This window comes from Exiguobacterium undae DSM 14481 (assembly GCF_000620805.1).
Lineage (GTDB): Bacteria > Bacillota > Bacilli > Exiguobacteriales > Exiguobacteriaceae > Exiguobacterium_A > Exiguobacterium_A undae.
Genome location: NZ_KK211187.1, coordinates 3,034,323 through 3,059,558 on the forward strand (window position 1 = coordinate 3,034,323; position 25,236 = coordinate 3,059,558).

The 25,236-nt window shown below is 46.3% G+C and carries 26 protein-coding genes; 5 read left to right on the top strand and 21 right to left on the bottom strand.

Annotation, left to right across the window (positions count from 1 at the left end):
* Positions 1–72 precede the first annotated feature (72 nt).
* The 10 genes from P397_RS0116310 to P397_RS0116355 form a co-directional block, all read right to left on the bottom strand.
* A complete protein-coding gene (locus P397_RS0116310; RefSeq protein ID WP_028107214.1) occupies positions 73–552 on the bottom strand; it encodes a GNAT family N-acetyltransferase in 480 nt (159 codons plus the stop codon).
* Between the two features lie 63 nt (positions 553–615).
* A complete protein-coding gene (locus tag P397_RS0116315) occupies positions 616–1,977 on the bottom strand; it encodes a DUF4179 domain-containing protein (RefSeq protein WP_028107215.1) in 1,362 nt (453 codons plus the stop codon).
* A complete protein-coding gene (locus tag P397_RS0116320; protein ID WP_028107216.1) occupies positions 1,952–2,491 on the bottom strand; it encodes a sigma-70 family RNA polymerase sigma factor in 540 nt (179 codons plus the stop codon). The genes P397_RS0116315 and P397_RS0116320 overlap by 26 nt, the downstream gene beginning before the upstream one ends.
* A gap of 104 nt (positions 2,492–2,595) precedes the next feature.
* On the bottom strand, positions 2,596–3,036 hold the full coding sequence (locus P397_RS0116325) for a GNAT family N-acetyltransferase (RefSeq protein WP_028107217.1): 441 nt from the start codon (positions 3,034–3,036) through the stop codon (positions 2,596–2,598).
* Between the two features lie 109 nt (positions 3,037–3,145).
* Complete coding sequence (locus tag P397_RS0116330; RefSeq protein WP_028107218.1) at positions 3,146–4,117, bottom strand: Gfo/Idh/MocA family protein; 972 nt, start codon at positions 4,115–4,117, stop codon at positions 3,146–3,148.
* Positions 4,114–4,815: a YjjG family noncanonical pyrimidine nucleotidase gene (locus P397_RS0116335; RefSeq protein ID WP_028107219.1), complete on the bottom strand. Its 702-nt coding sequence runs from the start codon at positions 4,813–4,815 to the stop codon at positions 4,114–4,116. Before P397_RS0116335 ends, P397_RS0116330 begins: the two co-directional genes overlap by 4 nt.
* A 3-nt stretch (positions 4,816–4,818) precedes the next feature.
* Positions 4,819–5,289 (bottom strand): DMT family transporter, encoded by a 471-nt coding sequence (locus P397_RS0116340; RefSeq protein ID WP_028107220.1) that lies wholly within the window; start codon positions 5,287–5,289, stop codon positions 4,819–4,821.
* Positions 5,290–5,301: 12 nt separating this feature from the next.
* Positions 5,302–5,970, bottom strand: coding sequence for a Crp/Fnr family transcriptional regulator (locus P397_RS0116345; protein WP_026834263.1), 669 nt, complete (start codon positions 5,968–5,970; stop codon positions 5,302–5,304).
* A 12-nt stretch (positions 5,971–5,982) separates the two neighbouring features.
* Positions 5,983–6,408, bottom strand: coding sequence for a DMT family transporter (locus tag P397_RS0116350; protein ID WP_026829591.1), 426 nt, complete (start codon positions 6,406–6,408; stop codon positions 5,983–5,985).
* Positions 6,409–6,535: 127 nt separating this feature from the next.
* Entirely contained in the window at positions 6,536–7,153 is a 618-nt protein-coding gene (locus P397_RS0116355; protein ID WP_028107221.1) for a GntR family transcriptional regulator, read from the bottom strand.
* A gap of 186 nt (positions 7,154–7,339) precedes the next feature.
* Between P397_RS0116355 and garR the strand changes: the two genes are divergently transcribed.
* The 3 genes from garR to P397_RS0116370 all read left to right on the top strand — a co-directional run bounded on the left by garR (position 7,340) and on the right by P397_RS0116370 (position 11,103).
* On the top strand, positions 7,340–8,230 hold the full coding sequence (gene garR / locus P397_RS0116360) for a 2-hydroxy-3-oxopropionate reductase (RefSeq protein WP_028107222.1): 891 nt from the start codon (positions 7,340–7,342) through the stop codon (positions 8,228–8,230).
* Positions 8,231–8,233: 3 nt separating this feature from the next.
* Positions 8,234–9,673, top strand: coding sequence for a four-carbon acid sugar kinase family protein (locus P397_RS0116365; protein ID WP_035414296.1), 1,440 nt, complete (start codon positions 8,234–8,236; stop codon positions 9,671–9,673).
* 86 nt (positions 9,674–9,759) lie between these two features.
* Positions 9,760–11,103: a GntP family permease gene (locus P397_RS0116370; protein ID WP_026834267.1), complete on the top strand. Its 1,344-nt coding sequence runs from the start codon at positions 9,760–9,762 to the stop codon at positions 11,101–11,103.
* Positions 11,104–11,145: 42 nt separating this feature from the next.
* Here P397_RS0116370 and P397_RS0116375 read toward each other — a convergent pair whose 3' ends face one another.
* From P397_RS0116375 to P397_RS0116385, 3 genes are all read right to left on the bottom strand, one after another.
* Positions 11,146–11,484, bottom strand: a complete 339-nt coding sequence (locus P397_RS0116375) for a zinc ribbon domain-containing protein YjdM (RefSeq protein WP_028107224.1) — start codon at positions 11,482–11,484, stop codon at positions 11,146–11,148.
* A 152-nt stretch (positions 11,485–11,636) separates the two neighbouring features.
* Entirely contained in the window at positions 11,637–12,488 is an 852-nt protein-coding gene (locus P397_RS0116380; protein WP_026834269.1) for a PPK2 family polyphosphate kinase, read from the bottom strand.
* A 74-nt stretch (positions 12,489–12,562) separates the two neighbouring features.
* Positions 12,563–13,420 (bottom strand): SDR family oxidoreductase, encoded by an 858-nt coding sequence (locus P397_RS0116385; RefSeq protein WP_028107225.1) that lies wholly within the window; start codon positions 13,418–13,420, stop codon positions 12,563–12,565.
* 125 nt (positions 13,421–13,545) lie between these two features.
* Here P397_RS0116385 and P397_RS0116390 point away from each other — a divergent pair, with 125 nt between their 5' ends.
* Positions 13,546–13,899, top strand: coding sequence for a winged helix-turn-helix transcriptional regulator (locus P397_RS0116390; RefSeq protein ID WP_028107226.1), 354 nt, complete (start codon positions 13,546–13,548; stop codon positions 13,897–13,899).
* A gap of 48 nt (positions 13,900–13,947) precedes the next feature.
* Here the strand turns inward: P397_RS0116390 and P397_RS0116395 are convergent, their stop codons facing one another.
* From P397_RS0116395 to P397_RS0116425, 6 genes are all read right to left on the bottom strand, one after another.
* Positions 13,948–14,940, bottom strand: coding sequence for an NAD(P)/FAD-dependent oxidoreductase (locus P397_RS0116395; RefSeq protein ID WP_026829596.1), 993 nt, complete (start codon positions 14,938–14,940; stop codon positions 13,948–13,950).
* Between the two features lie 65 nt (positions 14,941–15,005).
* Positions 15,006–15,902: a phosphotransferase enzyme family protein gene (locus P397_RS17665; protein ID WP_051524074.1), complete on the bottom strand. Its 897-nt coding sequence runs from the start codon at positions 15,900–15,902 to the stop codon at positions 15,006–15,008.
* Positions 15,899–16,381 (bottom strand): GNAT family N-acetyltransferase, encoded by a 483-nt coding sequence (locus P397_RS0116405; protein WP_028107227.1) that lies wholly within the window; start codon positions 16,379–16,381, stop codon positions 15,899–15,901. Before P397_RS0116405 ends, P397_RS17665 begins: the two co-directional genes overlap by 4 nt.
* Positions 16,382–16,394: 13 nt before the next feature.
* A complete protein-coding gene (locus P397_RS0116410) occupies positions 16,395–16,955 on the bottom strand; it encodes an isochorismatase family protein (protein WP_028107228.1) in 561 nt (186 codons plus the stop codon).
* Between the two features lie 372 nt (positions 16,956–17,327).
* Positions 17,328–17,927, bottom strand: coding sequence for a short chain dehydrogenase (locus tag P397_RS0116420; protein WP_028107230.1), 600 nt, complete (start codon positions 17,925–17,927; stop codon positions 17,328–17,330).
* A 61-nt stretch (positions 17,928–17,988) separates the two neighbouring features.
* Complete coding sequence (locus P397_RS0116425; RefSeq protein ID WP_028107231.1) at positions 17,989–18,561, bottom strand: hypothetical protein; 573 nt, start codon at positions 18,559–18,561, stop codon at positions 17,989–17,991.
* A 119-nt stretch (positions 18,562–18,680) separates the two neighbouring features.
* On the opposite strand from P397_RS0116425, the gene P397_RS0116430 reads away from it, so the two are divergent.
* A complete protein-coding gene (locus tag P397_RS0116430) occupies positions 18,681–19,943 on the top strand; it encodes a hypothetical protein (RefSeq protein WP_028107232.1) in 1,263 nt (420 codons plus the stop codon).
* A 153-nt stretch (positions 19,944–20,096) separates the two neighbouring features.
* Here the strand turns inward: P397_RS0116430 and P397_RS0116435 are convergent, their stop codons facing one another.
* Complete coding sequence (locus P397_RS0116435; RefSeq protein ID WP_028107233.1) at positions 20,097–22,658, bottom strand: AAA family ATPase; 2,562 nt, start codon at positions 22,656–22,658, stop codon at positions 20,097–20,099.
* Between the two features lie 362 nt (positions 22,659–23,020).
* On the bottom strand, positions 23,021–24,817 hold the full coding sequence (gene glmS, locus P397_RS0116440) for a glutamine--fructose-6-phosphate transaminase (isomerizing) (protein WP_026834279.1): 1,797 nt from the start codon (positions 24,815–24,817) through the stop codon (positions 23,021–23,023).
* Positions 24,818–25,236: the final 419 nt, after the last annotated feature.

Consider the following 25,236-nt stretch of genomic DNA (forward strand, 5'->3'; position numbering starts at 1 on the left):
AAAACAGCCCTCACCACACAAAAAGGGAAGACGGATGTGACATCCGTCTTCCCTTTTTCCTCTCATCTGCTTTTACATCTGACTTCTGCGTTCCAGTAAAATCGTATCCCGCCAGACACCCGCCAATTGTCCGATCCGTTCCCGCCGGCCGACTTCCCGGAAACCAAACCGTTGGTGCAGCTTTAAACTCGCAGTGTTTTCCGGAAATATTTGCGAGTGCAACGTCCAAATGCCCGCCGCTTCACTCGCTTCAATAACAGCATGCATCAATGCGGTCCCGATGCCTTTGCCGCGTGCGTCTTCGTCAATATAAAGACTGACTTCCGCCACCCCCTGATAGGCGGGAATCGACGAAAACGGACTGATGGCGACCCATCCGAGCACCTTCCCGTCTTCTTCCGCCACAATCCGGCTGTGTATGTGATGATGGGCATCCCAGTAGTCAAACGGCGGTACTTCCGTTCGAAACGTCGCATTCTGCGTCTCGATGCCCTGTTGGTAAATCCGGCCGACTTCCGGATAATCTGCTGCGGTCATTGCCCGTATCTTCATACTCTCCCACTCCTTATTCAATCGTCATCCGTTTGGAGTTCGACGCCCGGTCCGGTTTTCCTGTTAGTTAACCGTAAACGGAATCGGGCGTAACTCAAGTGGTGTATTAACGAGGGTATTGCTGTAGCCGGTTTCGAGATAATATTCTTCCCGCGTGTGTTCGGATGGTTCCGGCAGGCGGAACGTCGACCGGAACGTCTGTTTTTCGGCATCAAGAACGGTGACTTTCGGCTTGATTTCCCGACCGTCCGGCGGTTCTGTTCCTTCAAGCAATCGCATAGACCTTGATATATTAAGCTTCATGTCCGATTGTGACGAGCTGGATTTCTTCGAAAATTCAACGACGACTTGCTCGGGTGTTGTCTCAATTGACGTGATGGTCATTTCGAGCGGATGCGTTTCCGACTGTTGACGGTACGGCAACGGCTCGGTTAACGGAATCGGTTGTGTGTTGATATCGATGGATAGGGACGGTTGCAACAGATAGCTCCCTTTTGGAATCACATAGTTCCCGAGGATTAACCGCGACTGCTCGATGGCTGCCGTTCCAGTTTTCGTCCGTTTGACGGACTGAGTCGAATTTGTCCAGTTGTGAATGATTTCCTTGGCGGATGAATCGAGCAATGTCATCTCAACACGGGCGCGTTCTTTTTTCGGTGAACGTGTTGTGTAGTCGAACGACGTGCTCCCTTTGCCCTGAATCAACTTATCCAATGTGACTTCCGTTTGATAGATTGGATTTTTGACCGTTGTGCCGTAGACTTGTTCGACGACCGGAAGCCGTTTGACCGGAACGTTAAACGCCCAATTTCCTTTGACGCCGAATACGTCCGTCAACACGACCGGAACCCGCATCGTATCTTGCAGTTTGGTTTCACCGAGCGTGTATTCAATTCGTCCTTGCCAGACACCTTTGACCTGCTTGAAATGAACCAGTTCCATGGTCTCCGTCCCTTCAAACCGTTTATCCCCTTTGAACAGTTCATATAATCCTGACCGCGCTTCCGCTTTCACATTTGGGACACCGGTCGCCGTCAGATTCATACCGATTGTTGCCCCGTCGTAGTAGGCATCGATGACTTGGATGTCGATCCCGTTGTCACTTGCGACTTGATTGATTTTCGTTGCGAGTTGTTTCTGACTAATGGCGGTGCCGGTGTTTTCCTGTTCGAGGAATGGTCGGTACATCTGACCGAGTAATGGAACTTTTGCCATCGCCGTCGCAAAGGACGGGATGACGAATGTCGATGTGATCAACAGTGACGCCGCCAGTCCCGTCGAAACAACCAGGCGTCGCAGACGTTTCGGCCGTTTGATTTGTTGCTCCCGCTTTCCCTGCTCCATTCCTTGACGAATCCGCTCCTGTAAGGCGGCCTGCGGCACAGGAATCTGGTTATAGTCATTTTGAAGATCGTGCTTCGACATAATCAAGTCCTCCCAACTGTTTCTTCAATTCTGCCCGTCCCCGTTTGAGATATGTCTTGACCGTATTCAGGGTGATGCCGATAAAAGAAGCAATCTCCTTCATCGGGACATCGTGAAAATAAAAGAGTACCAAAACATCCCGGTATTCTTTTCGCAGGTGCGACAAGGCATCAATCAAGTCCAGATGTTCTTCCCGCGAAGATTCCATCACCGGAATCTGTTCAATGAGATCCGCTACCGCGGTCTGTTGGTTCAGGACACGGTAACAGTTCCGAATCAGAATTTTCGTCAACCAGGTCACGAAATATTTGGGTTCTTTGACCTGTCCGATGGAAATGAAGGCTTTGTAGACCGTTTCCTGGACGACGTCGAGCGCATCCTGTTCGTTTTTCACATAGACGTAGGCCGTCCGGTAGAGCTGTTCACTATGTAGGAGAATCAATTGTTCAAAGGCTGCCTCGTCTTGCTTGATGGCACGCCGGACAAGCTCCGTGTGCTCCGTTCGTAAGTCCAATTCCGTTCCCTCCTTTTACTGATTAGAGCACTCGGTCGTTCAAAAAGTTTCAAGAAATATCCATTCCACTAAAAAAGACCTTAGCGAGGCTAAGATCTTACTCCTTAAAACGTGTATCGGACTGCCATCTCTTTTCCGAACCGGTCCCCGTGATCGATAAATCCGAGTCGTTCATACAGACGGTGCGCTGCTTGATTGTCCGGACGGTAACCGACGACGATACACGTCGCTTCCGGAAGCTGTTGCATCTCTCCGAGCAACAACCGCATCGCTTCCCGGCCGACTCCTGACCCTTGATGGCGTTGGTCGACCATCAGTCGATAAATCCAGTAGCTATCCAGTTCTTCCCGTTCCGAATTGTACACCAAAAATCCGACCAACTCATCCGCTGCATAAATCGCCCGCATGACGAGCGTCGGCTCAAAACCAGCCTGCGCAATCGAGTAGACGTTCGGTTCTAAAAATCCCTGTTGTTCCGCCGTCAATTCAAGCGCACAGCAGGCTTCCCAGTTCTCGTTCGTGACTGGGCGTAATTCAATCTGCATATCCATTCCCCCGTTTTTTTAAGAAAAGCGGGTTACGCGTCGCGCCCCGTTTCCTGTTTTGTTTGCGTCATGTTCACCATGATCGCCCCCTTTCGTGATCTTTTACCTATTATCGGACGGTATCGAGAATATCTTGAATCAATTGCATCGTTTTGATGTTGTCCCGAAAATCGGAGTGGGATACGACATCGCCTTGAACCGCTGCTTGAAAATGTTTCATCTCGCCGACGAATCCGCGCAAATACAAATCTTTCATCCCACCGGACATCGTCGACATCGGGGACCGGTAATACATCTGCCGTTCTTCGAGCTCCTGCCAGGATGTCGGTGCTTGTTTTTCCTCGATGATCAAATGCTCCATTTCCTCGACTTGGCACACGGCCCGTTCAAAGCGCAGCGTCAGCTCCTCGACTTCTCTTGTATAGAGCGGAGAGTTTATCAAGGTCACCTGTCCGACTGCCCCGTTTGTCATCCGAAGTGACAGCTGCAGGTGCAACTCACCGTCCGCTTCAAGCGACACACCGGTGATTTCCGCGACTTCGCCCGCCAAGAAGCGGATCAAATCGAGTTGATGAATCGCAGCGAGTGATAAAAAGTCGGCTCGGTCGTGACAGAAGCCGGACGCATCACAGGCAAACCGTAATTCGAACGAACGAAGATCGCCGTATGTGTTTTGGACCAGTACTTGCTTCAGTTTCGTATAAACCGGCGCATACCGTTTCATGAAGCCGACGCTTGTCACCTGATCCGTAACGAGTTCAGCCAGCTCTTTCGCCTGTCCAACCGATAAGCCGAGCGGTTTTTCGACGTAGACGGCACAGCCCGCTGCCAGACACGACCGGACAACCTCGACCTGATCCGCCGGTTGAAGACAAATGAGGACTGCATCCATCTGTTCCTCTGCAAGCATCTGCGTGTAGTCCATATAGGCGCGGCCTGTACTGCCGATGTCGCGTAACGCCCGTTCCGCACTTTCAAGACGGCGTGTCGTCACCGCAACAATCTCAAAATCGGCTTCTTTCATTGCCGGAAATAAGTTCGTCCGGGCATGGAACCCGGCACCGATCAACGCCACTCTCATCGGACTTCCTCCTTTGTTTTCAGTACTGCCGTGAGCTGATCGAGCCGATCAATCGTATAAGTGGGTGTCAGTTCCACAGGTACTGCGGCATGACCGGGATTAAACCAACACGTCGCAATTCCTGCCGAGATGCCGCCCTGGATGTCTGCTGTCAACGAGTCGCCGATGATCAACGTCTGATCGCGCGTCGCATCCGGGATCCGGTCAAACACGTAATCAAAAAAGGCTGGCATCGGTTTTTGATAGCCGGTTTCTTCCGAGACAAAAATCCCGTCAAAATAAGGCGCCAGGCCAGATCCTTTGAGTCGTGCATGTTGCGTCGCCGCGACACCGTTCGTCACGACATACAGCCGATACTTCCCCTTGAGCGATTCGAGCAGCTCGATTGCCCCTGCAATCAGTTCCGTCCCTTGACTCAAGTACGCACGGTAACGAGTATCCATTCGACTGCCGTCGACCGTCCGGCCCTGCTCGGCAAAAAACGCCACAAAACGTGACGTAATCACTTCCTGCCGTGTTACCTCTCCCCGTTCAAGTGCCTGCCATAAGGAGCGGTTGATCGTCCGGTAACGGGCTTCCCGTTCGTCCGTCCACTCGAGTTGTTCCTCTTCAAACAATTGCCGTAACGCCGCGCGTTCCGTCGCATCAAAATCAAGCAAAGTATGATCGATATCAAATAATAATGTCGTGTAATTCATCCGTCAGGCTCCTTTTCGTAACATCCGTCGTTCGGTTAACTTGCCGCCGAGTTGGAATAATAAAACACCGCCGCCAATCAGGACAACACCGACGGCTTTCGTCCACGTAAATGCCACTTGATCGAGACCAAACCACCCGAGCGTATCCCACAGCAAGGCAAACAGGATTTGTGAGACCATGACGATTGAAATCGCATAACTCGGTCCGAGCTGTTGCACCCCTTGCGTTACGCACAAAACAACACCGACTCCGATGATGCCGCTGAACCAAAACCATGGTTGCATCCCACTCGTTGAAAAAAGACCACCGCCTTCAACAAGCAGTCCGATCGTCAGTGAGGCCAGGAATCCGAGTCCGAGGACAAGCGTCGTCGTCGCCCATGCGCCGACACGTTCCTTGACCTTGGCATTAAACGTATTCTGAATACAGACCATCATGCCGCCGAATAAAGCCAGAACTATTCCAAGTGTCATCTTCTTTCCTCCTCACTCATAGATACTTTCGCCGACCCGTTCCGTCAAGCCGTCCCGGTCCACGATCGTAATCGTCCGGTTCGTCCGCTCAATCAAGCCGTCCTGACTGAACTGTCGCAGGACACGGTTCAGGTGACGGTAACTCGTGCCGATCAGATCCGCCGCATCGACGAGATCACTGACCGGTAACGTCGGTGTTTCCGGTGTCATCGACAAGAGGTAACTGGCGAGTCGGACTTCGACCGGATACAGCAGATTAAAGCTCATCGAATGCGACTTCAGCTCAAACTTCATCGTAATCGTCTCGAGTAAAAAGCGGAGCAGTGCCGGATTATCGGCTCCGTTTTGTTCCAGTGCCGCATAGGAAATACTGACCGCTTTGACCGGTGTGACTGCTTCGACCGTATTCATCAACGGTGTCCGGCGGACGTATTCGATGTCGCCGACCAGATCAAACGGATGTTTAAACGATAAGACGAGCCGTTTTCCGGTCGCTGACATATGGGTAATCTTCAGCTTCCCCTCGAGCAACAAGTACATTCGGTCCGCTGCGTCTCCTTGACGACACAGCCAATCTCCGGCTTGAAAAGCGACCGGTTGTAAATGCTCCCGCAACCCGCCGGCAAACACTTCCGTCAATTGAAACCGCGCCAAGTACTCATCCAGTTGTGCTTGTTCCACGTTTTTTCCCCCTTACCATTTCAAGATCAGCACGCCGCCGATCATCATTAAAATGCCGATTACTTGCGGTAGCTGTAACCGCCGCTTGATCATTCCGAACCATCCGTTCCAATCAATCACCAGTGCCAAGCCGAGCTGGGCAATCAGGAATAAAGAGATTGTCAACGTCACACCCATCAAATGAACGGCTGTCATGTTACTGAATAAGACGGCAGCGGCCAATGCTCCTCCGGATAAATAAAGCAGCTTAACCTCTTTCATCTGCCGGAACGTCCGGTCACGCAGGATCAACGTGATCAATAAGGCGACGACAAAACCGGTCATCTGGGTCAAGGTCGCTGCTTGCCACGTCCCGATGCTGTTGCTGATTCGGGCATTGGCGACACTTTGAAGTGTCAGAAAAAAACCGCCGCTGATTGCAAAAAGAATGCCACGCATCGTTGTCCCTCCTCTTCTTGATTTTCATACTTCCATTTAAACGAAGCCTCCCTGAATGATAAAGGACATTTGTCCTGAAGAGAAGAATCCACTCTATAAAAAAAGGATAAACGACGTTTCCCGTCGTTTATCCTTTCATCCAGTTCAAACAAAATTCTAAATCCAGTTGTAAATGCGCCTTCATCAATCGTTCCGCTTCTTCCGGCTGATGTTGCAAAATGGCTTGATAAATATCATCGTGTTCTTCAATCAACAACGGTCTTTTATGAAGGACCACCGTTTTGCGGAACAAGTAGATGATTGACTGCATACGGTCGATGATGTCAATCATGACGGGGTTATTTGTCGCACCGACGATAAGATCATGAAATTCTTTGTTCGCTGCCATTACCTCTTCGAGTTCACCGGTTCGTCCGATTTCGACACAACGTTTCAATTTTTGCAAATCCTCGTCCTTCATGTATGTCGCGCAATGGCTCGCGGCAAATCCTTCAAGCAGCATCCGAACTTGAAAAAGATCACGTAAATCCATATCTGTTGGATTTACCACCCGTTTTTGTTTAATCAAACCTTCCTGCTCTAACTTTCGAATCGAGTCCCGAACCGGCGTCCGACTGATGCCCATTTCTTCCGCCAATCGTTCTTCCACTAATTTTGTCCCACGCTCCAGCTCTCCGCTTAATATGCGGTCGCGTATATATTCATATGCTTGTACATATGCCAATTGCGTTGTTTTTTTCCCCACTAGAATCGTCTCCTACATTCGTTTTTCCTCTTATATCAAAGTATAAGTTTAATACTGGAAATAGAAAAGGAACTTATTTTGTATACATTTTAAAATAAATTGTATACAAAATTGAACAAAGTGTGTACACTTCGATTAAAGGCTTATGAAAGCGCTATCTTTTATCTAAAAAGGAGTTTTGATGATATGACAACTCGTATTGGATTTATCGGCTTAGGCATCATGGGGAAACCTATGGCATTGAATATATTGCAGGCAGGCTATAATGTGACCGTCAATGATTTGAACGCGGACAGTGTACAGGCATTAATCGAGGCAGGCGCAACTTCAGGAACACCTGCTGACATGGGGGCGACATGTGATGTCATCATTACGATGTTGCCGGCTTCGCATCACGTCGAGCAGGTTGTACTCGGAGAAAACGGTATTTTGCACACTGCTACACCCGGCACCATCCTGATTGATATGAGTTCCATCTCTCCCGTTGCCTCTGTTGAAATCGCGAATCAAGCCGCTCTGCGTGGTGTTGAAATGTTGGATGCCCCGGTCAGTGGCGGTGAACCAAAAGCAATCGACGGAACACTCTCCATCATGGTCGGTGGAAAAGAAGACATCTTCAATTCCGTCAAGCCATTGCTTGATGTCATCGGTGCCAGTGTCACACTCGTCGGGAAAAACGGAAGCGGTGTAACCGCCAAACTCGCCAATCAAATCATCGTTAATTTGAACATCGCTGCCATGTCAGAAGCTCTGACGCTTGCCGCGAAAGCCGGAATCGATGTTGAGAAAATGTATCATGCCATCCGCGGTGGTCTTGCCGGCAGTGCTGTCCTCGATGCGAAAGTCCCTTTGATTCTTGAACGAAACTTCGTCGCCGGCGGACGCATCGACATCAATTTAAAAGATATGACAAATGTCATGGAAACCGCTCATGAAATCGGTGTCCCGCTCCCGCTCTCCAGTCAGCTTGTCGAAATTTTTCATGCTTTGAAGATTGATGGTAAAGCGGCGGATGACCATGGCGGCATCATTCAATATTATGAAAAATTAGCACATGTTGAAGTAAGGAAGGTGTAACAGATGATTTCAACATTTCGAACATTACCGGCCGCTGAAACGTTGGCCAATCTTCCGGCACTCCCGGATGCACAAGTAGTGGATGGCCTACTTTTCGAAGAGTTGCGACAGTTTAAACACAAGATTATCGTTCTCGACGATGATCCGACAGGTGTTCAGACCGTCCACGGTGTTTCCGTCTACACGGATTGGACAGCCGAAAGCATTGAAGCCGGTTTTAAGGAAGAACAGCCGATGTTCTTCATTTTGACGAATTCACGGGGATTCACAAGTGAAGAAACGCGACAGGTTCATGAAGACATTGCGGCAACCATTCAACAGGTTTCCGATCAACTTCATCAGCCGTTCATTTTAATCAGTCGCGGCGATTCCACACTCCGTGGTCATTATCCTCTTGAAACCGAGGTTCTGCGACAAACGCTCGAACAACAGTCAAATCGCTACCATGATGGAGAAATCATCATGCCGTTTTTCCAAGAAGGCGGTCGTTACACGATCGAAAATGTCCATTATGTTCTTGAAGAAGAGACATTGGTCCCCGCTGGTCAAACCGAGTTCGCCAAGGATCGAACGTTCGGCTACGCTGCGTCACATCTGGGCGAATGGGCCGAAGAAAAATCAAATGGTGTGTTCCAGGCAGACGATGTCGTTTCCTTATCTCTTGCGGATTTGCGACAGCTGAATCTTGATCAGTTGGTCGATCAACTCATGAACGTCCATGATTTTAATAAAATTATCATCAACGCGACGGATTATGTGGATGTCAAAGTCGCGACGATTGCACTGATTCGCGCCATGAATGCCGGAAAACGGTTTATGTTCCGAACAGCTGCTGCTTTTACAAAGGTCATCGGCGGGGTAACCAATCGTCCGTTGCTGACAAAAAAAGAATTGATTTCCGGCAACGGTCACGGTGGTTTAATCATGATTGGTTCTCACGTCAAAAAGACGACGGAACAATTAGAGGAATTAAAGACATGTCCCTTTATCCACTTCATTGAATTTGATGTCCATCTTGTTCTGTTCCCCGATAAGTTTCGGGAAGAAATCAAGCGGATCATCACAACAACGGAACGATTGATTCAATCGGGTCAGACGGTAGCGGTCTATACAAAACGGGAACGCCTCGATTTAGGGGACAACCAACAGGAAAATGAACTGAAGCTTTCGATTCAGATTTCTGATGCCGTAACCAGTATCGTTAGCCGATTACACGTACGTCCCAGTTACATCATCGCCAAAGGCGGCATTACCTCAAGTGATATCGGCACGACCGGACTTCAAGTCAAACGTGCCACTGTTGCTGGTCAAATCAAACCAGGAATTCCTGTCTGGATTACAGGGGAAGAAAGTAAATTCCCGAATCTGACGTATGTCATCTTCCCGGGAAACGTCGGTTCAAAGACGACCTTGAGGGAAGTAGCTGAAACACTTCACACCTGATAATTTTGTAAGCGGATACATCCGTGGTGGTCAATCTTCTGATTGGATCACCTGATATGAATTCATGACATGAAGGAGAGATTTTCATGGTTACGGGTAATCTATTGGTCGTCATTTTTATTCTGTCACTCGCTTTACTGTTCTTTTCCATCCTGAAACTTAAGATTGAGCCATTCCTTGCCCTTGTTGCCATTTCCATCTTGACGGCTTTAGCAATCGGCATGCCGGTCAAAGAAGTGGCTTCTGTCGTCACGACCGGCTTCGGGAATACCTTGGCTGGTGTCGGCATCCTGATCGGACTCGGCGTCATCTTCGGTCAGTTTCTTGGTGCTTCCGGGGCCGTCGAAAAAATTGCTCAAGCTGTCTTGAATGTCTTCGGGACTAAAAAATCGTCCGCTGGTCTCGCTTTAACGGGTACCGCTGTTTCGATTCCGGTCTTTTTTGATGCAGCCTTCGTTATTTTAAGTGGTTTGATCCGGTCTCTCTCTTCAAAAACAGGGATCTCCGTCGTCAGTTTCGTCACTGCGCTTGGTGTCGGCTTGATTGTCTCCCACAACATGATTGCCCCGACACCGGGACCACTGGTCGTCGCAGAAAATACAGGATCCGAACTCGGCTTCTTTATTTTGTACGGTATCATCGTTGCGATTCCGGCTACATTAGTCGGAGGTTACTTATACGGCATGTTCATCGGCAAACGCATCAAACATTCCGGCGACATCGAAGAGCTTTCCGTTGATCCGGCCGATTTACCGAAAAAAGAAATCGGTACAGGGCTGAGCTTCTTCATGTTGGCTTTACCCATCGTCTTGATTTTACTGAATACAGTCTCACAGTTACTTTTTCCGGGCACCTCCATCGCCAGCTTCTTTGGATTCATCGGTGAAAAAAATGTTGCCTTGTTAATCAGTGTATTTGCTGCTGTCATCCTATTGCGTCCTTACATCTCGATTCCCAATACCCGCTTGTATTCAGAAGCCATCAGTTCAGCCGGGATCATCATCTTGATTACCGGAGCCGGTGGCGCATTCGGAGCTGTCATTAACAACAGTGGCATCGGTGATCACTTGATTACGACCATGCAAGACTGGAGCATTCCGGTCCTCCTGCTTGCCTTCATCTTTTCACAAATTTTGCGGGCGTCACTCGGGTCCGCCACCGTCGCCCTTGTCACAACGTCAAGTATCCTTGGGCCGATGGTCGGAGAGCTTGGGGTCTCGCCGATTCTTCTTGGTCTTGCGATTTGTGCCGGCGGAATCGGACTCTCCTTGCCAAATGACTCGGGCTTTTGGGTCGTCAACCGGTTCGGTAAGCTGACGATCACACAAACCTTGCTGGCATGGACAGGCGGCGGTTTCATCGCCGGACTGACCGCACTCGCCACTGTATTTATCCTGAGTCTCTTCACCGGAATTTTACCGGGACTCTAAATCAAAAGACCACCGTTTGAAATTCAACGGTGGTCTTTTGATTTAGATTTTCTTTACAAACTCCGACTTCAACTTCATCGCACCAAGTCCATCAATCTTGCAATCGATGTCATGATCCCCGTCGACGAGACGGATCCCTTTGACGCGTGTCCCTTGTTTAACGACAAGCGACGTGCCCTTCACTTTTAAGTCCTTGATGACCGTGATCGTATCACCGTCGTTCAGTACATTACCGTTCGCATCCCGGATGACGTTGGCTTCTTCTGCCGCTGCCGTATCGGCGGCCGTCCATTCATGGGCACATTCCGGACACACCAATACATTGCCGTCTTCGTATGTATACGCTGAGCCACAGTTCGGACAGTTCGGGTATTCATTCATGCTGATTCCTCCAGTACTTGATCGATTCTTCCCTTTGATTATAACAGCGATCCTGCAAAAGAAAGCCGTTTTTCCGCACAACAAAGGAGACAGATGTTAAAGTCTGTCTCCCGTTGTCATCTGAAAACTGACTGCTGCGTCAGTTCGCACACTTATTCATTTTCTAATTTTTTAATCGCTTCATCGAGTTTTTCCTGATCCTCGTCCGTCAGCTTCGGATACTGCGGGTCGATTTCACGCAGGACGTCATTCATGACCTCCGTCACGATGTAACGCGTGAACCATTCGTCATCGGCCGGCAGGACATGCCACGGTGCGTGTTCCGTTGACGTGTGCGAAACGAGCTCGGCAAAGATGTCCTGATACTCATCCCAATGCTCCCGTTCTTCCACATCGCTGAACGAAAACTCAAAGTTTTTCTTAGGATCTTTGATCCGTTCGAGCAATCGTTTTTTCTGCTCGTCTTTTGAGACGTTAAACAGAAACTTGACGACGCGGAAGCCGTTTTCAACAAGATAACGCTCAAAGTCATTGATTTGGCGGTAACGCATCTTCCAGACATCTTGATCGTCCGGCACTTCCTCTTCTTCCAGCAAGTCATGAATCCGTGGTGCGATGACCTCTTCGTAATACGACCGGTTCAAAATGCCGACTTCGCCTTTTTCCGGCAAGCCTTCGTGAATCCGCCAGAGATAGTCATGCTTTTGCTCCGTATCGGACGGTTTTTTGACGGAAAGCGTCCGTAACCCTTGGGCGTTGAGATTCGAGAAGATATAGCTGATGGCTTCATCTTTTCCGCCGGCATCAATCGCCTGTAAAATCACGAGAACTCCGTTTTTTTCTTCGGCATGCAGACGCCAATGCAATTCTTTTAATTCCTCGACACTTTTCGGAATGTGCTGATCCAGTAACTCGTCTTCTGCAATCCGGTTTTCATCCGACGTCGGATAATCGGATAATCGGATTGATTCCCCTGGTGTCACACGGTATTTTTTAATGTTCATGGTAATCCCCCTCGTTTTTATGTACGTAAGGGATATTTACCCAAAGCCCTTCAGAAGGAAACGTTCAGGTGAACTTATCTTTGAACAAGTTGTCGTAAGCCGTCTTCAAGAGAAACCGGTGGCCGGCCGAGAATCTCTTCAAAATCCTGGCTCTCAACCGCCAGCGTTCCAGCCGCAATCCCTTCTTGAATCGCCTGTAGCATCGGCAGCAAAAATTCCGGGACTCCCGCTTGTTCCAAAATTGCCGTGTAGGTCACAGCATCGACCTGATTCACATGCACCGGGCGACCGAGGACCTGTCCGAGTGCTCCTGCAATCTCTTGTTGCGTATGGAGAGGACCGGACAGTTCATAAATTGATTTTGTCGGCTTCGGATCAACCAAGACCGTCGCGATGGCTTCGGCATAATCTTCCTGGAGCGCCCAACCAACTTTACCGTTTCCGGCACTCGTCAGCCAGTCTTGTCCGGCTTGGACCGCATCGATCGTCGACTGTTCGTTCTCCAAGTACCAGTTATTCCGGAAGAACAAAAACGGAATTCTCGTATCACGGATTAACTGTTCCGTCACCTGATGCGTTCGGGCCAAGAAATTTTGACTGGCTTCCGCGTTGGCGATACTCGTATAGGCAATCAAGCCGACTCCGGCTGCTTTAGCTGCCTCAACTGCTGCCGTATGTTGACGGATCCGCGTCGCTTCTTCGCCGTCGGTCGAGATGAGCAAGAGCCGGTCGACGCCCGCAAACGTTTCTTGCAGCGTACCGGGTTTATCAAAATCACCATGACGCACTTCAACACCGCGCGATGCTAAATCCGATGCTTTTTTCGGATCACGGACGCTGACAATCAGATCTTCTGCTGCGATTTTCGTTAAGAGATGCTCGACAATTTTGGTTCCTAATTTTCCGGTTGCTCCGGTTACAAGTAATTTCATATACGTAAGCTCCTTTTCTAATCAGTTTCTACCTGTATCCAATTATATTACAGGTGATACACTATGAGGAGTAGGCACTTTTTCGATACCAGGTCATACAAACCGAACTATAGGAGGAATTCCCGATGAATCAAGCTTCGACAACTGACTCCCCTCTTTCCCAGCGGACGGCGTGCCCTGTTACCCGAGCCCAGAACATCATCGCCGGCAAGTGGAAAATCGTGTTGCTTTGGCATCTCAGTACCGGAACAAAACGATTTCACGAACTCGAACACCTGTTGCCGGGGATTTCAAAAGGCATTTTGACACGACAATTACGGGAACTGGAAGCGGACGAAATGATCGACCGGAAAGTCTACCGGGAAGTCCCACCGAAAGTCGAATACTCCTTAACCGACACCGGACACAGCTTTCTTCCGATCCTCGATCAGATGGCTGCTTGGAGCAACCGCCATTTTCCACCCGAATCCAAATCGTGATACTTAAAAGGGCGACTTCCATTGTTGGAAATCACCCTTTTTTACGGCTTATTGTTCTGTTACGACCGCTTTGAAGTGCGCATCCATTGCCGCTGCAACACGCAGTCCGGAAATGACGGCACTCTCGACCCGTGTCCGTCCGGACGTATCTTTCGGATCGAGAAAGGCATCTCCCGCAAGCCAGAGCGGATGTTGATCGAGCTTCAGGTAAGGCGTGCGGAAGACGTCGCGCGCCTGCGCATACCGCCAACGTTTGAGTTGGCGGGAGATGATCGTGACCGGTCCGAGTTGCTCCTGCAGTAACCGTTCGATTTCCGCAAGCGTCGCGTCTTCCCCTTTGTCATACCAGGATTCACTCCAGTCTCCTGCCATATAGACACTCAGAAGCGGGGTCGCCGACACTTCTTTTTGCGCATTGTTGACGATTTTCAACATTCCGGTTGCGAGACCTTCATCAAGTAGACCGACCTCACCAATTTCGAGCGTTTCCTGAATCTCGAACAAACCGACGAACGTCGGCTCGAACGTCACTTTCCCAAGACGGGCGTGATCGGATTCAACTAACGTCAACGGAGATGCTTCCAGTAAGTCATAAGCTTGCGGCACCGGTGCCGTCAGCAGGATGGCATCATACGTCCGTGTTTCTTCAGAGGCGATGGTTTGAAGTCCGGGTGCATCCGACACAATCCGTTCGACCTGTTCATTTAGATGCACCGGAATCCCGCGAGCTATCGATTGAACCAGCTGATTCATCCCGTTGACCGCAATGTAGCGGGGAAAGTCATCCCCGAACCATTTTCGGATCAGTCCCTGTTCCAGCCATTCGTCCACTTCTTGCGCCAACTCGTCCGTCCTAACCGTAAAGAAGACAGCCCCATGATCCGCTGTTCCCTGGTCGATCCGTCTCGTCGCCATCCGTCCCCCGACACTTTGGCTTTTTTCAATGACCTCGACCGCATATCCTTCCGTCACCAATTGACGTGCCGCAAAAATTCCGGCGAGCCCGCCCCCAATAATCCCAATCCGTTTCTGTTGTTCCATCCAAATTCCCCCTCTACTTGCTTCATTTCCACAAGTATAGCGGTTCGCTCGTCAAACGACGCCTTTTAACGTTCTTCGAATATGCTCGTCCGTTCCAACTCGACCAGTACACGGGCATAGTTGTGATTGAAAAACTGTTGGTGATGCTCCAGTCCGCGCTGGACACACCAACCGATTCCCGTCAGTGCTTCAAACAGACGGTAATACGGCAAATAGACTTCAATCGGTTCCGGTGTCCTGACTTGCCCGTAACCTTTTTGGTAGGCGTCAAGTAACCCGGATTCGCTCTGGAAGACATCGCGATCGAGTTTCGTGAAGTCGATCTCCGTCGCTCCGAAACGTGAGGTTTCAAAGTCAATCAATCCAGTGAGGTTCCCCCCGTCTGCGAGCAAGTTACCCAGCCGGAAGTCCAAATGGACGGCGACAGGTCGAGAGGGCTCCGGTAACTCACGTTCACGCCGCTTCAATTCTGTAAAGGCGGCTTGATAGAGTGCAGGTGACAACACCTGTTGAATCGCCGGCTCAAATGAGGTCATCTTCGCATTTCGGAAAACACGCCAGTCCTGGGAGGTAAAGGCGGTGAAGCCCTTCTCCTCAAAATCGCCGTACGCCTCACTCGTACACGTATGGAGTGTTGCATGCAATTGTCCGATTTGCGCGGCGAGCGCCGGTGTGACCGTCTCAATCGTTGAACCGGAAAGTGCTTCGAGCACAAACGCACCCGTCGTCTGCCCGGTCGGTTGCGCCTCCATGAGAATCTTCGGCACAGCAACACGACTGGCTAAATACGTTAACCAGCCGTGTTCCCGGTACCATTTGTCTGCCGTATACGGACGCTTTAAAAACACAGTCCGTCCATCGCGCAGTACCAGGCGGTCGACATCCGAACTGTACGAGTCAGTGACGGAAAAGATATCCGCGACGTCCAGATCAAACGATTGAATCCACTCTTCCCGCGTCATGAAGATTCCCCCAATCGTTTTTCGAGAATTTCACCAGGCAACCCGTCAATCGGTCCAACGTACGTCGAGTGGAATCCAAGATTCGTCAAAATCTTTCGCGACGCCAGATGATTCGGATCAATCGTTGCCGTGACGACGGTCAATTCATGTTCCGTTGCCAGTTCGAGCAATCGTGAGGCGAGTAATGATCCGTAACCGTGACCCCACTGTTCCGGCAACAACATGTAGCCGAGTTCCGCTTCAAACGGTTGCCGTGTATCCCGCGTGACATGACCGATGCCAATCCATGTCGCGTCCTGATAGACGAGGTATGATCCGAGACGGTCATGCCGCTGTTGCTCGATGATCGACGCGAACCGCCGCTTGGCTTCTGTTTCGGTTAAGGGATGTTCTGTGATATAGCGCATGACCCGCTCATCCGTGACGAGTGTCGCATAGGCGGGATAATCCGCTTCTTCCACTTTTCGTAGTTCAATCATGAGGTCGCTCCTTTTACGTTCTATAGTGATTGTGGATGGGTTCAAACAACTTCTCCGTTGAGGGACGGACCACCGCAAAATGTTCGACATTGTAGTGTCCGTGCAAGACTTGATTGTGATGGGCAATCATCTGCTCTGCCGATAAGACATCGGAACCGTTCGTCGTATGTCCATCAGCAACGAGCGTCACATCAAATCCGTTGACGGTTGCACTGCGGACAGCCGTATCGATACAGTGTTCCGTCTTGCAGCCGAGGATGACGATATGTCCGACCTGTTGCTCTTTCAGATGACTGAGCAACGGCGTGCCGTGAAATGAATTGGTGGCGGCTTTGTCGAACGTGACCGCCTGATCCGGAATCTGAATCGAGGAGTGCACCGCAAAGCCGGCTCCTTGTCCATTCGCGACATCAAGATCCCGGATGAAGACAATCGTATGATCATGATCGCGGGCTTCTTGCACCACTTGATTGATGACTCCGATGACAGATTCCTTCGCATACACACCGGATTCTTCGGGTGTTCCTTCGACGAGATCCTGTTGAAAATCGATGACGAGTACCGCTTGTCGCATCTGAATGTCCCTCCTTTTGGTTTCTTTACTTTCTTCTTTCCCTTCCCTACTGGAAAATCCTGTTTTTCACAAGAGATTTTAAGCCTTTACGAAACTTTTAATCGGATGGATGCGTTGAATAAAACGATGGAAAGGATGTTATGTATGGAATTGTTGCCGCTCTTTTTTGTAACTTTCACTATCGTCTTGGCTGTGAATCTATTTCTCGACAAGATGATCATGAACCGTGAGATGACACGACCTGTTTTTTTAACTAATCTCTTTATCTGCTTTTTGATTTCGCTGGTTCTGACAAATATCTTTTATTTACAATCTTTGATGAGCTGAACAATAAGACCGCCCACTTGATCCGAGTGAGCGGTCTTATTGGCTTCAATAGACTTCGTAGTTTTGTCCGGTCTGTGCCCCTTCGACACTTTTCTCGAACGCTGTCGCGACACGCGATGCCGGAACGGCTTCGAATCCGCGGAAAAATGGTCCATACTTCTCGAGTGACTCAATCAAAACGTTTGGACTGACACTGTTGATCCGGATACCACGTGGCATCTCGATCGCCGCGGCATGGACAAATGCTTTGATTCCACCATTTGCAAGGGCCGCTGACGCGCCTTGCCGAATCGGATCGTCCATCATGATACCGGTCGTTAATGTAAAGCTGCCCCCATCCCGAACCGTCTCCAAACCAAGCAGGACGAGATTGACCTGCCCCTTCAACTTACTGTCGATTCCGATCTGGTTTAACGCCGGTGTCAAATCGGTCAGCGGTCCGAAGTGTGCCCCGCCAGTCGCACTGACGACAGCATCGACCGGACCGACCGCTTCGTACATCGAACGGATGCTGGCTTCCGACGTGATGTCGACTTGGACGTCCGCTGCTGTCCGTCCGGCCCGGATAATCTCATGCCGCTCCCCTAATTGTGCGACGACGGTTTGCCCGATTGTCCCGCTCGCACCGACTACTAAAATTCTCATCTCTTTATCCCCCTTCTGATCTGGACTACGTGTTCAGCCTACCGCAAATCTGAAGTTTTTTTCAAGAATGAGCACGATACGTGCGATAGAACTGAGCAATCCGAAAGCCGACATAGGTCGAATCCCATAGCACCGGATAGGTCGTCCTTTGATATACATCCCAATAGCTGATAATCCGTCGTTCGACTCGTTGCAGATAAAGGTCGTTTGCTGCGGCAAAAGTTCTCAGCTGTTCTTCGGACCATGTCTGCAACATCGGTTCGATCCGTTCTAGAATCTCGCGGACGTATTCGCCTGTCAGTTCAATTAAATAAAGCAGTACCCAGTCTGCTTTTGCCTGTTCCTGTTTTAGTCGTTGAACATATTTTTCACGGATGTATCCGTCGTGATGACGGGTATACATGCAGTACAATATCCACCGTTGACGATCCGTCAGAGTTTGCATTTTTTCTTCTTTTACTTCATTTAAATACAGGCGTGATGGAAAAATTAATGATTCCCCAAAAAACATGACATCAATCGTTCCCCAGGTCACCGTTCTAAAGAGCCGGCGCGGTAGGAGAAGTGTCACGACTCGAACATCATCCGTACAAGATTGTGGAAACGCGCCTGCCCAGTTCCATTTTCTGTTCACGTGTTGTTTCCTCCTTCATACATCGTTTCTGTCTTTTATCAACTTATCATTTTAACGACAGAATGAGTTACTATATATTTACAGGTTACATTCAAACTATCGCTGAGAGGTGGGTTATCATGGATAACGCTTTAGGAATCATAACTGTAATTATCATATTACTTCTCTTTAGTTATTTGCTTTTTCGTAAATTCAGTCGTCGTGGTGCTGTAACGGATTCGTTGCTTCCAGCCATTACTTCGCAAACAACCGTTCAGGAACTTCATGCCGATGAACTTCCTTGGGAAATTGAGTCGTATGATTTAACTGATAAGACCTCTTATCATCATTCCGAATCATTAATCGTAACAAAACGTCTAAAAGACCAGGTCGGTAATATTATAAAACTTTCACCACATGCCAAAGATCTCATCCAAAAAGAACAGAGAGTCATCATCAAATTCAGTGAAGAAGCTCTTACCAAGCTTACATCCGGTGAATTACGAATCATGAAGGCAAAGGGGTCGGTGGATCAATTCAGAGCACTTGCCGTTGATCATAAAAATAGAATCAGACATCACGGAAAGTTCGAAATCCAAGATATTAAACAAATCAATCCCGCTCAATTGGCGAATTTAGCTCTTGGAGTCGCGACCATGGTCACTGCCCAAGAACACTTGGACCGGATTAATCAACAACTTACATCTTTGAATCGAAAGGTCGACACATTAATTCGTCAATCTAAAAATGATAAAGCCGGCATCATCAAAGGTCATATCAAATATCTGCTTTCGATTCTGCCAAGCATCCCTGATGAAGAAGAACGATATTCAATAAAATTAGAAGACATGGCAGTCATCTCTTATCAAGAGCTGGAATCGATTTTACCGGAGTTGGATTTTTTAGTCAGAAGCGCTAACGAAATTGAAGAAAAAACAACATTCAAATTGGATAAAACGGTTGATGAGATAAAAGAACTCGCCGCATCATTTGAACAAACTGTCCTGATTGGATACGGAAACTTAGAAGTCATGTCGATTTGCTTAAAAATTATGAATGACTGGAATCAGGATTCACAGACAAATGCGACGAGGTTATCGGATATCGAAAAATATCACCAACAAATCACCGAGTTCCATCACAATTTTGAAAAAATACTAAACGATAAACATATTAGTCTTGATGCGACCTTCAGAAGAAATAAAACAATCACCAGCAAAAAAGAAGATATCGATAAACAGCTAACCTATCATCAAGAAAAAATACGCTCTAGTAAATTGATCGTTACCGAGCACATCGATCAACTGAAAGGACAGGATTACAGCTCAATTCCTGAACCCGTGGATTTGAGCATAGATTTTTATGAGACCGGCGGTATTCATACGATTCATCGATTAAAATAAGCCAATCTGAAAATTTAAACAGAACGTTATGTTCTTATTTTCAGATTGGCTTTATTTATTCTTTTTAAAAAATCTTTTCCTAAAACGTTGTATTTTTTCTGTTTTTCCCACATAAGGTAAAATAAGCGCTGACAAAGGAACATTAATATCTAATCAATTTGATTTATACTGTTCACTAATTTTTAATATATATTCCATATCTTCATTAAATGATTCCTTAGAAGCACTACTGTTCTGACTTTCTACAGATTGACTATGTCCTGCCATCCAACGACAAGATTTTTCAAACAGATCACTTACTTGTTCTAATTCATTTACGAAACTACCATTGATGTCCTTAACCTTCGAGAACATAATATTAGGCTCATGACGTCTGATTATTTTTTTCAAAAAGCCCTCTTCAACAATTAATTCGCACCAAGTTCGTATGTCTGAATATGCCTTTTTAAGAAGCTGTTCCAACTCATCTCCGTAACATTTTTTTGAGTTTATACTTTGTTTTTGATCTTTTAATCTTTTCGTAATTCCACTTAAATTTTCTAACTTACCGTTGAAGGATTCTGATACAAGTCCTTTATTCATCTTATCTAACTCATCTACTTTAAAGAATTTATTTTCTTTATTCGTTGTCTTTTCACTTATGTTATAAAGCATATAATAAAACATAATATTGTGAGTGAATACAAGGATTTGTCTATCCTTTGATAACTTATATATTAGATTAACAATTGACTCTGTTCTTTTATAATCTAATGATGTAACCGGGTCATCGAAAAGAATAGTATTAAAATCATTTCTCATCGTTAAATCAGTAGCAAATTCAACCATTGCTATTGCTTTCTGTTCTCCCTCACTCATTATTTGAGTCACTTTATATTTCTCAGAGGCAACAAACTTTTTACGAAGAGTTTCTCCTTTTTTCGGAATAAGTTTTAAATCTACGTTCGGTACTTTCAAATCCTTTGAAAAATCTTCAAATGTTTTAATATATTCTTCCTGTACAATAATCTTAAATGCTTCAGCTTGTTTATTGGTTAATGTATTTGTAGAGAATTTACCTTTTATCTTTTTATATCTTTCTATTTCTTCTTGTAGGAAAATCCATTTTTCGAGTTGCTCAGTTAGAGTATGAAGTTTCTCGTTTTTTTGTACACTTAACTTTGAATTTTTAAGTGAAACGATAAGCTTTCCTGTCTCGTCTTTAGATTTACTGAGATTTTCAATTCGATTGTTTAAAGCATCAAATTCTGTATTGATTGTTTCTATCACATCCGTCACATCTAAAATCACTTCAGCACCTATAGTTTTCTTTGCTTTAAGGTTTGTATTAAAAATATCTATATTACGATTTAATAATTGCATCGTGGATTTAATCTTTTCTATAAATTTCTCACTTTCAAATAGTGCTTCTTCCTCTTTTACTAACAGCTTGATCATATTCGTAATATCATGATTTTGTATTTCTTTTTCAATAGAGTTTAATGTTTCCCTATTACTATTACTGATTTGTTTCATGTAACTATCTATCAAAGTTGCACTAGTTGAGTTGAGAGGAGTGCTACAAAAAATGCAAGGTTCATTTAAGTTAATTTGCTTTTTATTAATGGAGTCGAAATAGTGTTTACCAGCTTTAATAAACTCTAACCACTCATTATTTACTACTTCTAAAAACGAAACTCTCTTTTTGAAAGACAGATTAAACTTATGTTCTTCAATAAGTTTATTTTCAAAATCTACAATGAGTTTATTAACTTTTTTTAAATTTTCTTGGTTTAGTAAGACTGATAAGTTCTCAATTGATTTCACGATTGTGAAAAGCTTTGTTTTCTGTGCATTTAAAATTTTAATTTTATCAATTGGATTTGATGATTCAAGCTCATTTATTTGAAAATCAATTTCTTTAATAACTTCATCATATTCATCACTTTTAGGATAATTACTTTCAAGATAACTTTTCAGTTTTCCAGTGGTTTTTACGTTTCCAAGTATATTTTCGATATCTTCCCGAATAAAATTATGAGAAGAATCTATAAATATTTTATCTCTGCTTTCATTCATGTGATTTATAGCTTTTAAAGTCTCAATTCTAAGTATATCCAACAAATTTGATGTGATTTGAAAATTTTCGAATCCTTTGGGTAATATACTAAAGCTAAGGTCATTATTAATCAAAGGAACAATTGAATCGGTATCAAATATATTTATTTTACAAAGTACATTGTGTCTTTGATTTATATTAACTATTTCTTTTTTCTTTTGTTCACCTAATGAGTAGGTTGTTTCAACCACTTGCTCCATTGTCTTTTTAGTTAATTGCTCCATATAGACATTTGGAATTATTGTTAAATCTTTTTCTGAAGTAAAGTAGTTATCGGCAAATTTCCGAAACATACGAACGTATGAAGATTTCCCTGAACCATTTTCTCCGTAGAACACATTAAGTTTTTTTCCTAATGAAAAGTTAATATCACTCGATAAAGCATTGATATTTCTTGGGGAGCTTATTTCGTCTATAGTCAACACCTGTTTTTCCATATCATTTCTGTCTACATCAGAGACTTTGTCAGGTATTTCTCTACTTTTCATTAAATAAAGTACGTCTTTTAATAATTGCTCAGAGTCAGTCTTACTCTTTGCTAATACTTTATTAAGTATATATACTTTCCAAGCTTCTCCCTCTGCCCATTCTGACAAAAAATGTACTGCTGTCTTCAAATTAATCTCTCCAATTCAATTTATTATTTTCAACTATCAAATGAACAAGTAATATGATGTCATTGTCACCTTATTTCCATTTGAATTCAAATAAATTTTCCTGTAAATAACAAAAATGTTTATATGAAGGAGTACTAACATAAAACGATGAAATATATTCTTTTCATCTTACTTATATTTATTCTGCTTTTTCACACCTTGCTTCATACTTTGTCTCTGTTTTATCTAAAAAAAAACACGAGGAAAATCGGATGAGGATTCCGATTTTCGCTCGTGTAAGGTAGCGTTTTATTTTAAAAAATACAATTTGTTTTGCTAAGGTAGAAATTAATTTGCTAATAAAACGTATACAAATTATTTTTTTACTCAACCGTTACTGACTTCGCCAAGTTACGTGGCTTGTCGACGTCGCAATCACGGCCGAGTGCCGCATAGTACGAGATCAACTGAAGCGGTAAAACAGACAAGAGTGGTGACAAGAGCGGCTCGACTGCTGGGATGACGAATGCATCTGTTGGCAATTCAAGACCTTCCGCTGCGATGACACACGCGTTAGCGCCACGTGCGACGACTTCCTTGACGTTGCCTCGGTTGTTGAGGTGAACGTGTGGTTGTGTCACGAGGGCGATGACCGGTGTGTTGTCTTCGATCAAAGCGATTGGACCGTGTTTCAATTCGCCGCCGGCATAACCTTCTGCTTGGATGTACGAAATTTCTTTGAGCTTGAGGGCCCCTTCCATTCCGACATACGCATCTTGACCACGACCGATGAAGAACGCATTGCGTGATTCAGACAAGTATTCTGAAGCGATTTCTTGGAACCGTTCTTTTTGTGACATGACGGACTCCATTGCGCTTGAGATTTTCCCGAGTTCTTTCATGAGATCGAAGTTCACGTCGACACCTTTTGCTTGAGCAAGGTCAAACGCAAGGACTGCGAGAACAGCGATTTGCGCTGTGTACGCTTTTGTTGACGCTACGGCGATTTCAGGACCTGCATGCAACAAGAGTGTTGCGTTTGCTTCACGTGACAACGTTGATCCTGCGACGTTCGTGATTGTCAGTGCCGGGTGACCGAGTTTTTTCGCTTCGACAAGAACTGCACGGCTGTCCGCTGTTTCACCTGATTGTGAAAGGAAGAGGAACAGTGGTTTCTCAGTCAAGAGCGGCATGTTGTAGCCGAACTCAGACGAGATGTGGACTTCTGTCGGGATACCCGCGATTTGTTCGATCAATTGTTTTCCGATCAATCCTGCATGGTAGCTTGTTCCGCAACCGATGATGTAGACACGGTCACGTCCGAGGACTAAATCACGGACTGATTGATCGAGCGTGATTTCGCCTGACTCGTTTTGGTATTTCTGAACGATGTTCCGGATAACTGCCGGCTGCTCGTCCATTTCTTTAAGCATATAGTGCGCGTACGTGCCTTTTTCGATATCTGATGCATCGATTTCTGCTGTATACGCCTCACGCTCTTTGACGTTTCCGTCTAAATCTTGGATTGTGACACTGTCACGCGTCAAGATGATCATTTCGCCGTCATGCAACTCAACGAATTGATCCGTTACTTGAAGCATAGCCATTGCGTCAGACGCAACAACGTTGAACGTACCGTCACCGAGACCTACAAGAAGTGGTGATTTATTTTTTGCGACGTACAAGACATCCGGGTTCTCGGCATCGATTAACGCGAGTGCATACGAACCGTGAAGCACACGAAGTGTTTGACGGAATGCTTCGACGACATCACCTGTTGCAGCAAAGTTCTTTTCGATCATTTGCACGATGACTTCTGTATCCGTGTCGCTGAGTAAATCAACATTGAGTTCTGCTTTTAACTGCTCATCGTTTTCGATGACACCGTTGTGCACGAGTGTGAAACGTGATGAAGCACTTTGGTGTGGGTGGGCATTCGGTACACTTGGGACACCGTGTGTCGCCCAACGTGTGTGACCAATTCCAACAAGACCATCTGCTTCTGCAGGAACAACTTCGCGTAGCGCAGCAATCCGGCCGACTTCTTTATGGACTTGAACGCCGTCATTAACGAACGCAAGACCAGCCGAATCATAACCGCGGTACTCGAGTTTTTCGAGTCCCTTTAATAAAATTTCCTTTGTGTTAACCTGTCCGATCATACCTACGATACCGCACATAATACATTCTCTCCCATTTACAAGTATTTCCCTGAAGAGGAAACGGCTCTTGTCGAGAGTTGTCATGACGCATCTGTTTGTCCGTCTAATCACTTAAACGATTTCAGATGTGTTTTCGGTACTGACATGGTACCGGGAGGCATCCGCCGAATGATTCGATAAACCTCCACCTCGTCAGCTGCCTATCACATAGTCAGCCCTGGCGCTTTCATTTCTGTCCGACCCCGTTTCTGTCCGACTTTACAATCATACGAACTTTATTTAGAAAAAGCAAGAAAGGTAACGTATTTGTAACTATTCCCGATATTTTTCTAAACGATACCTCTAATACCTAGATTTTGTAAAAAACTCTTTTTTATTTTTGGCTCTGCTTTTTTAATGATGCTTTTTTATCATGTGACAACAGAAATGTATTTTTC

Excerpts from the sequence above, each read along its gene's own strand:
- P397_RS0116315 (WP_028107215.1), bottom strand. The coding sequence starts at position 1,977 with ATGTCGAAGCACGATCTTCAAAATGACTATAACCAGATTCCTGTGCCG.
- P397_RS0116370 (WP_026834267.1), top strand. The coding sequence starts at position 9,760 with ATGGTTACGGGTAATCTATTGGTCGTCATTTTTATTCTGTCACTCGCT.
- P397_RS0116325 (WP_028107217.1), bottom strand. The coding sequence starts at position 3,036 with ATGCAGATTGAATTACGCCCAGTCACGAACGAGAACTGGGAAGCCTGC.
- P397_RS0116420 (WP_028107230.1), bottom strand. The coding sequence starts at position 17,927 with ATGAGAATTTTAGTAGTCGGTGCGAGCGGGACAATCGGGCAAACCGTC.
- P397_RS0116340 (WP_028107220.1), bottom strand. The coding sequence starts at position 5,289 with ATGACACTTGGAATAGTTCTGGCTTTATTCGGCGGCATGATGGTCTGT.
- P397_RS0116395 (WP_026829596.1), bottom strand. The coding sequence starts at position 14,940 with ATGGAACAACAGAAACGGATTGGGATTATTGGGGGCGGGCTCGCCGGA.
- P397_RS0116385 (WP_028107225.1), bottom strand. The coding sequence starts at position 13,420 with ATGAAATTACTTGTAACCGGAGCAACCGGAAAATTAGGAACCAAAATT.
- P397_RS0116390 (WP_028107226.1), top strand. The coding sequence starts at position 13,546 with ATGAATCAAGCTTCGACAACTGACTCCCCTCTTTCCCAGCGGACGGCG.
- P397_RS17665 (WP_051524074.1), bottom strand. The coding sequence starts at position 15,902 with ATGACGCGGGAAGAGTGGATTCAATCGTTTGATCTGGACGTCGCGGAT.
- P397_RS0116380 (WP_026834269.1), bottom strand. The coding sequence starts at position 12,488 with ATGAACATTAAAAAATACCGTGTGACACCAGGGGAATCAATCCGATTA.
- P397_RS0116350 (WP_026829591.1), bottom strand. The coding sequence starts at position 6,408 with ATGCGTGGCATTCTTTTTGCAATCAGCGGCGGTTTTTTTCTGACACTT.
- P397_RS0116410 (WP_028107228.1), bottom strand. The coding sequence starts at position 16,955 with ATGCGACAAGCGGTACTCGTCATCGATTTTCAACAGGATCTCGTCGAA.
- P397_RS0116365 (WP_035414296.1), top strand. The coding sequence starts at position 8,234 with ATGATTTCAACATTTCGAACATTACCGGCCGCTGAAACGTTGGCCAAT.
- P397_RS0116335 (WP_028107219.1), bottom strand. The coding sequence starts at position 4,815 with ATGAATTACACGACATTATTATTTGATATCGATCATACTTTGCTTGAT.
- P397_RS0116310 (WP_028107214.1), bottom strand. The coding sequence starts at position 552 with ATGAAGATACGGGCAATGACCGCAGCAGATTATCCGGAAGTCGGCCGG.
- P397_RS0116375 (WP_028107224.1), bottom strand. The coding sequence starts at position 11,484 with ATGAATGAATACCCGAACTGTCCGAACTGTGGCTCAGCGTATACATAC.
- P397_RS0116330 (WP_028107218.1), bottom strand. The coding sequence starts at position 4,117 with ATGAGAGTGGCGTTGATCGGTGCCGGGTTCCATGCCCGGACGAACTTA.
- glmS (WP_026834279.1), bottom strand. The coding sequence starts at position 24,817 with ATGTGCGGTATCGTAGGTATGATCGGACAGGTTAACACAAAGGAAATT.
- P397_RS0116405 (WP_028107227.1), bottom strand. The coding sequence starts at position 16,381 with ATGATTGAACTACGAAAAGTGGAAGAAGCGGATTATCCCGCCTATGCG.
- garR (WP_028107222.1), top strand. The coding sequence starts at position 7,340 with ATGACAACTCGTATTGGATTTATCGGCTTAGGCATCATGGGGAAACCT.
- P397_RS0116430 (WP_028107232.1), top strand. The coding sequence starts at position 18,681 with ATGGATAACGCTTTAGGAATCATAACTGTAATTATCATATTACTTCTC.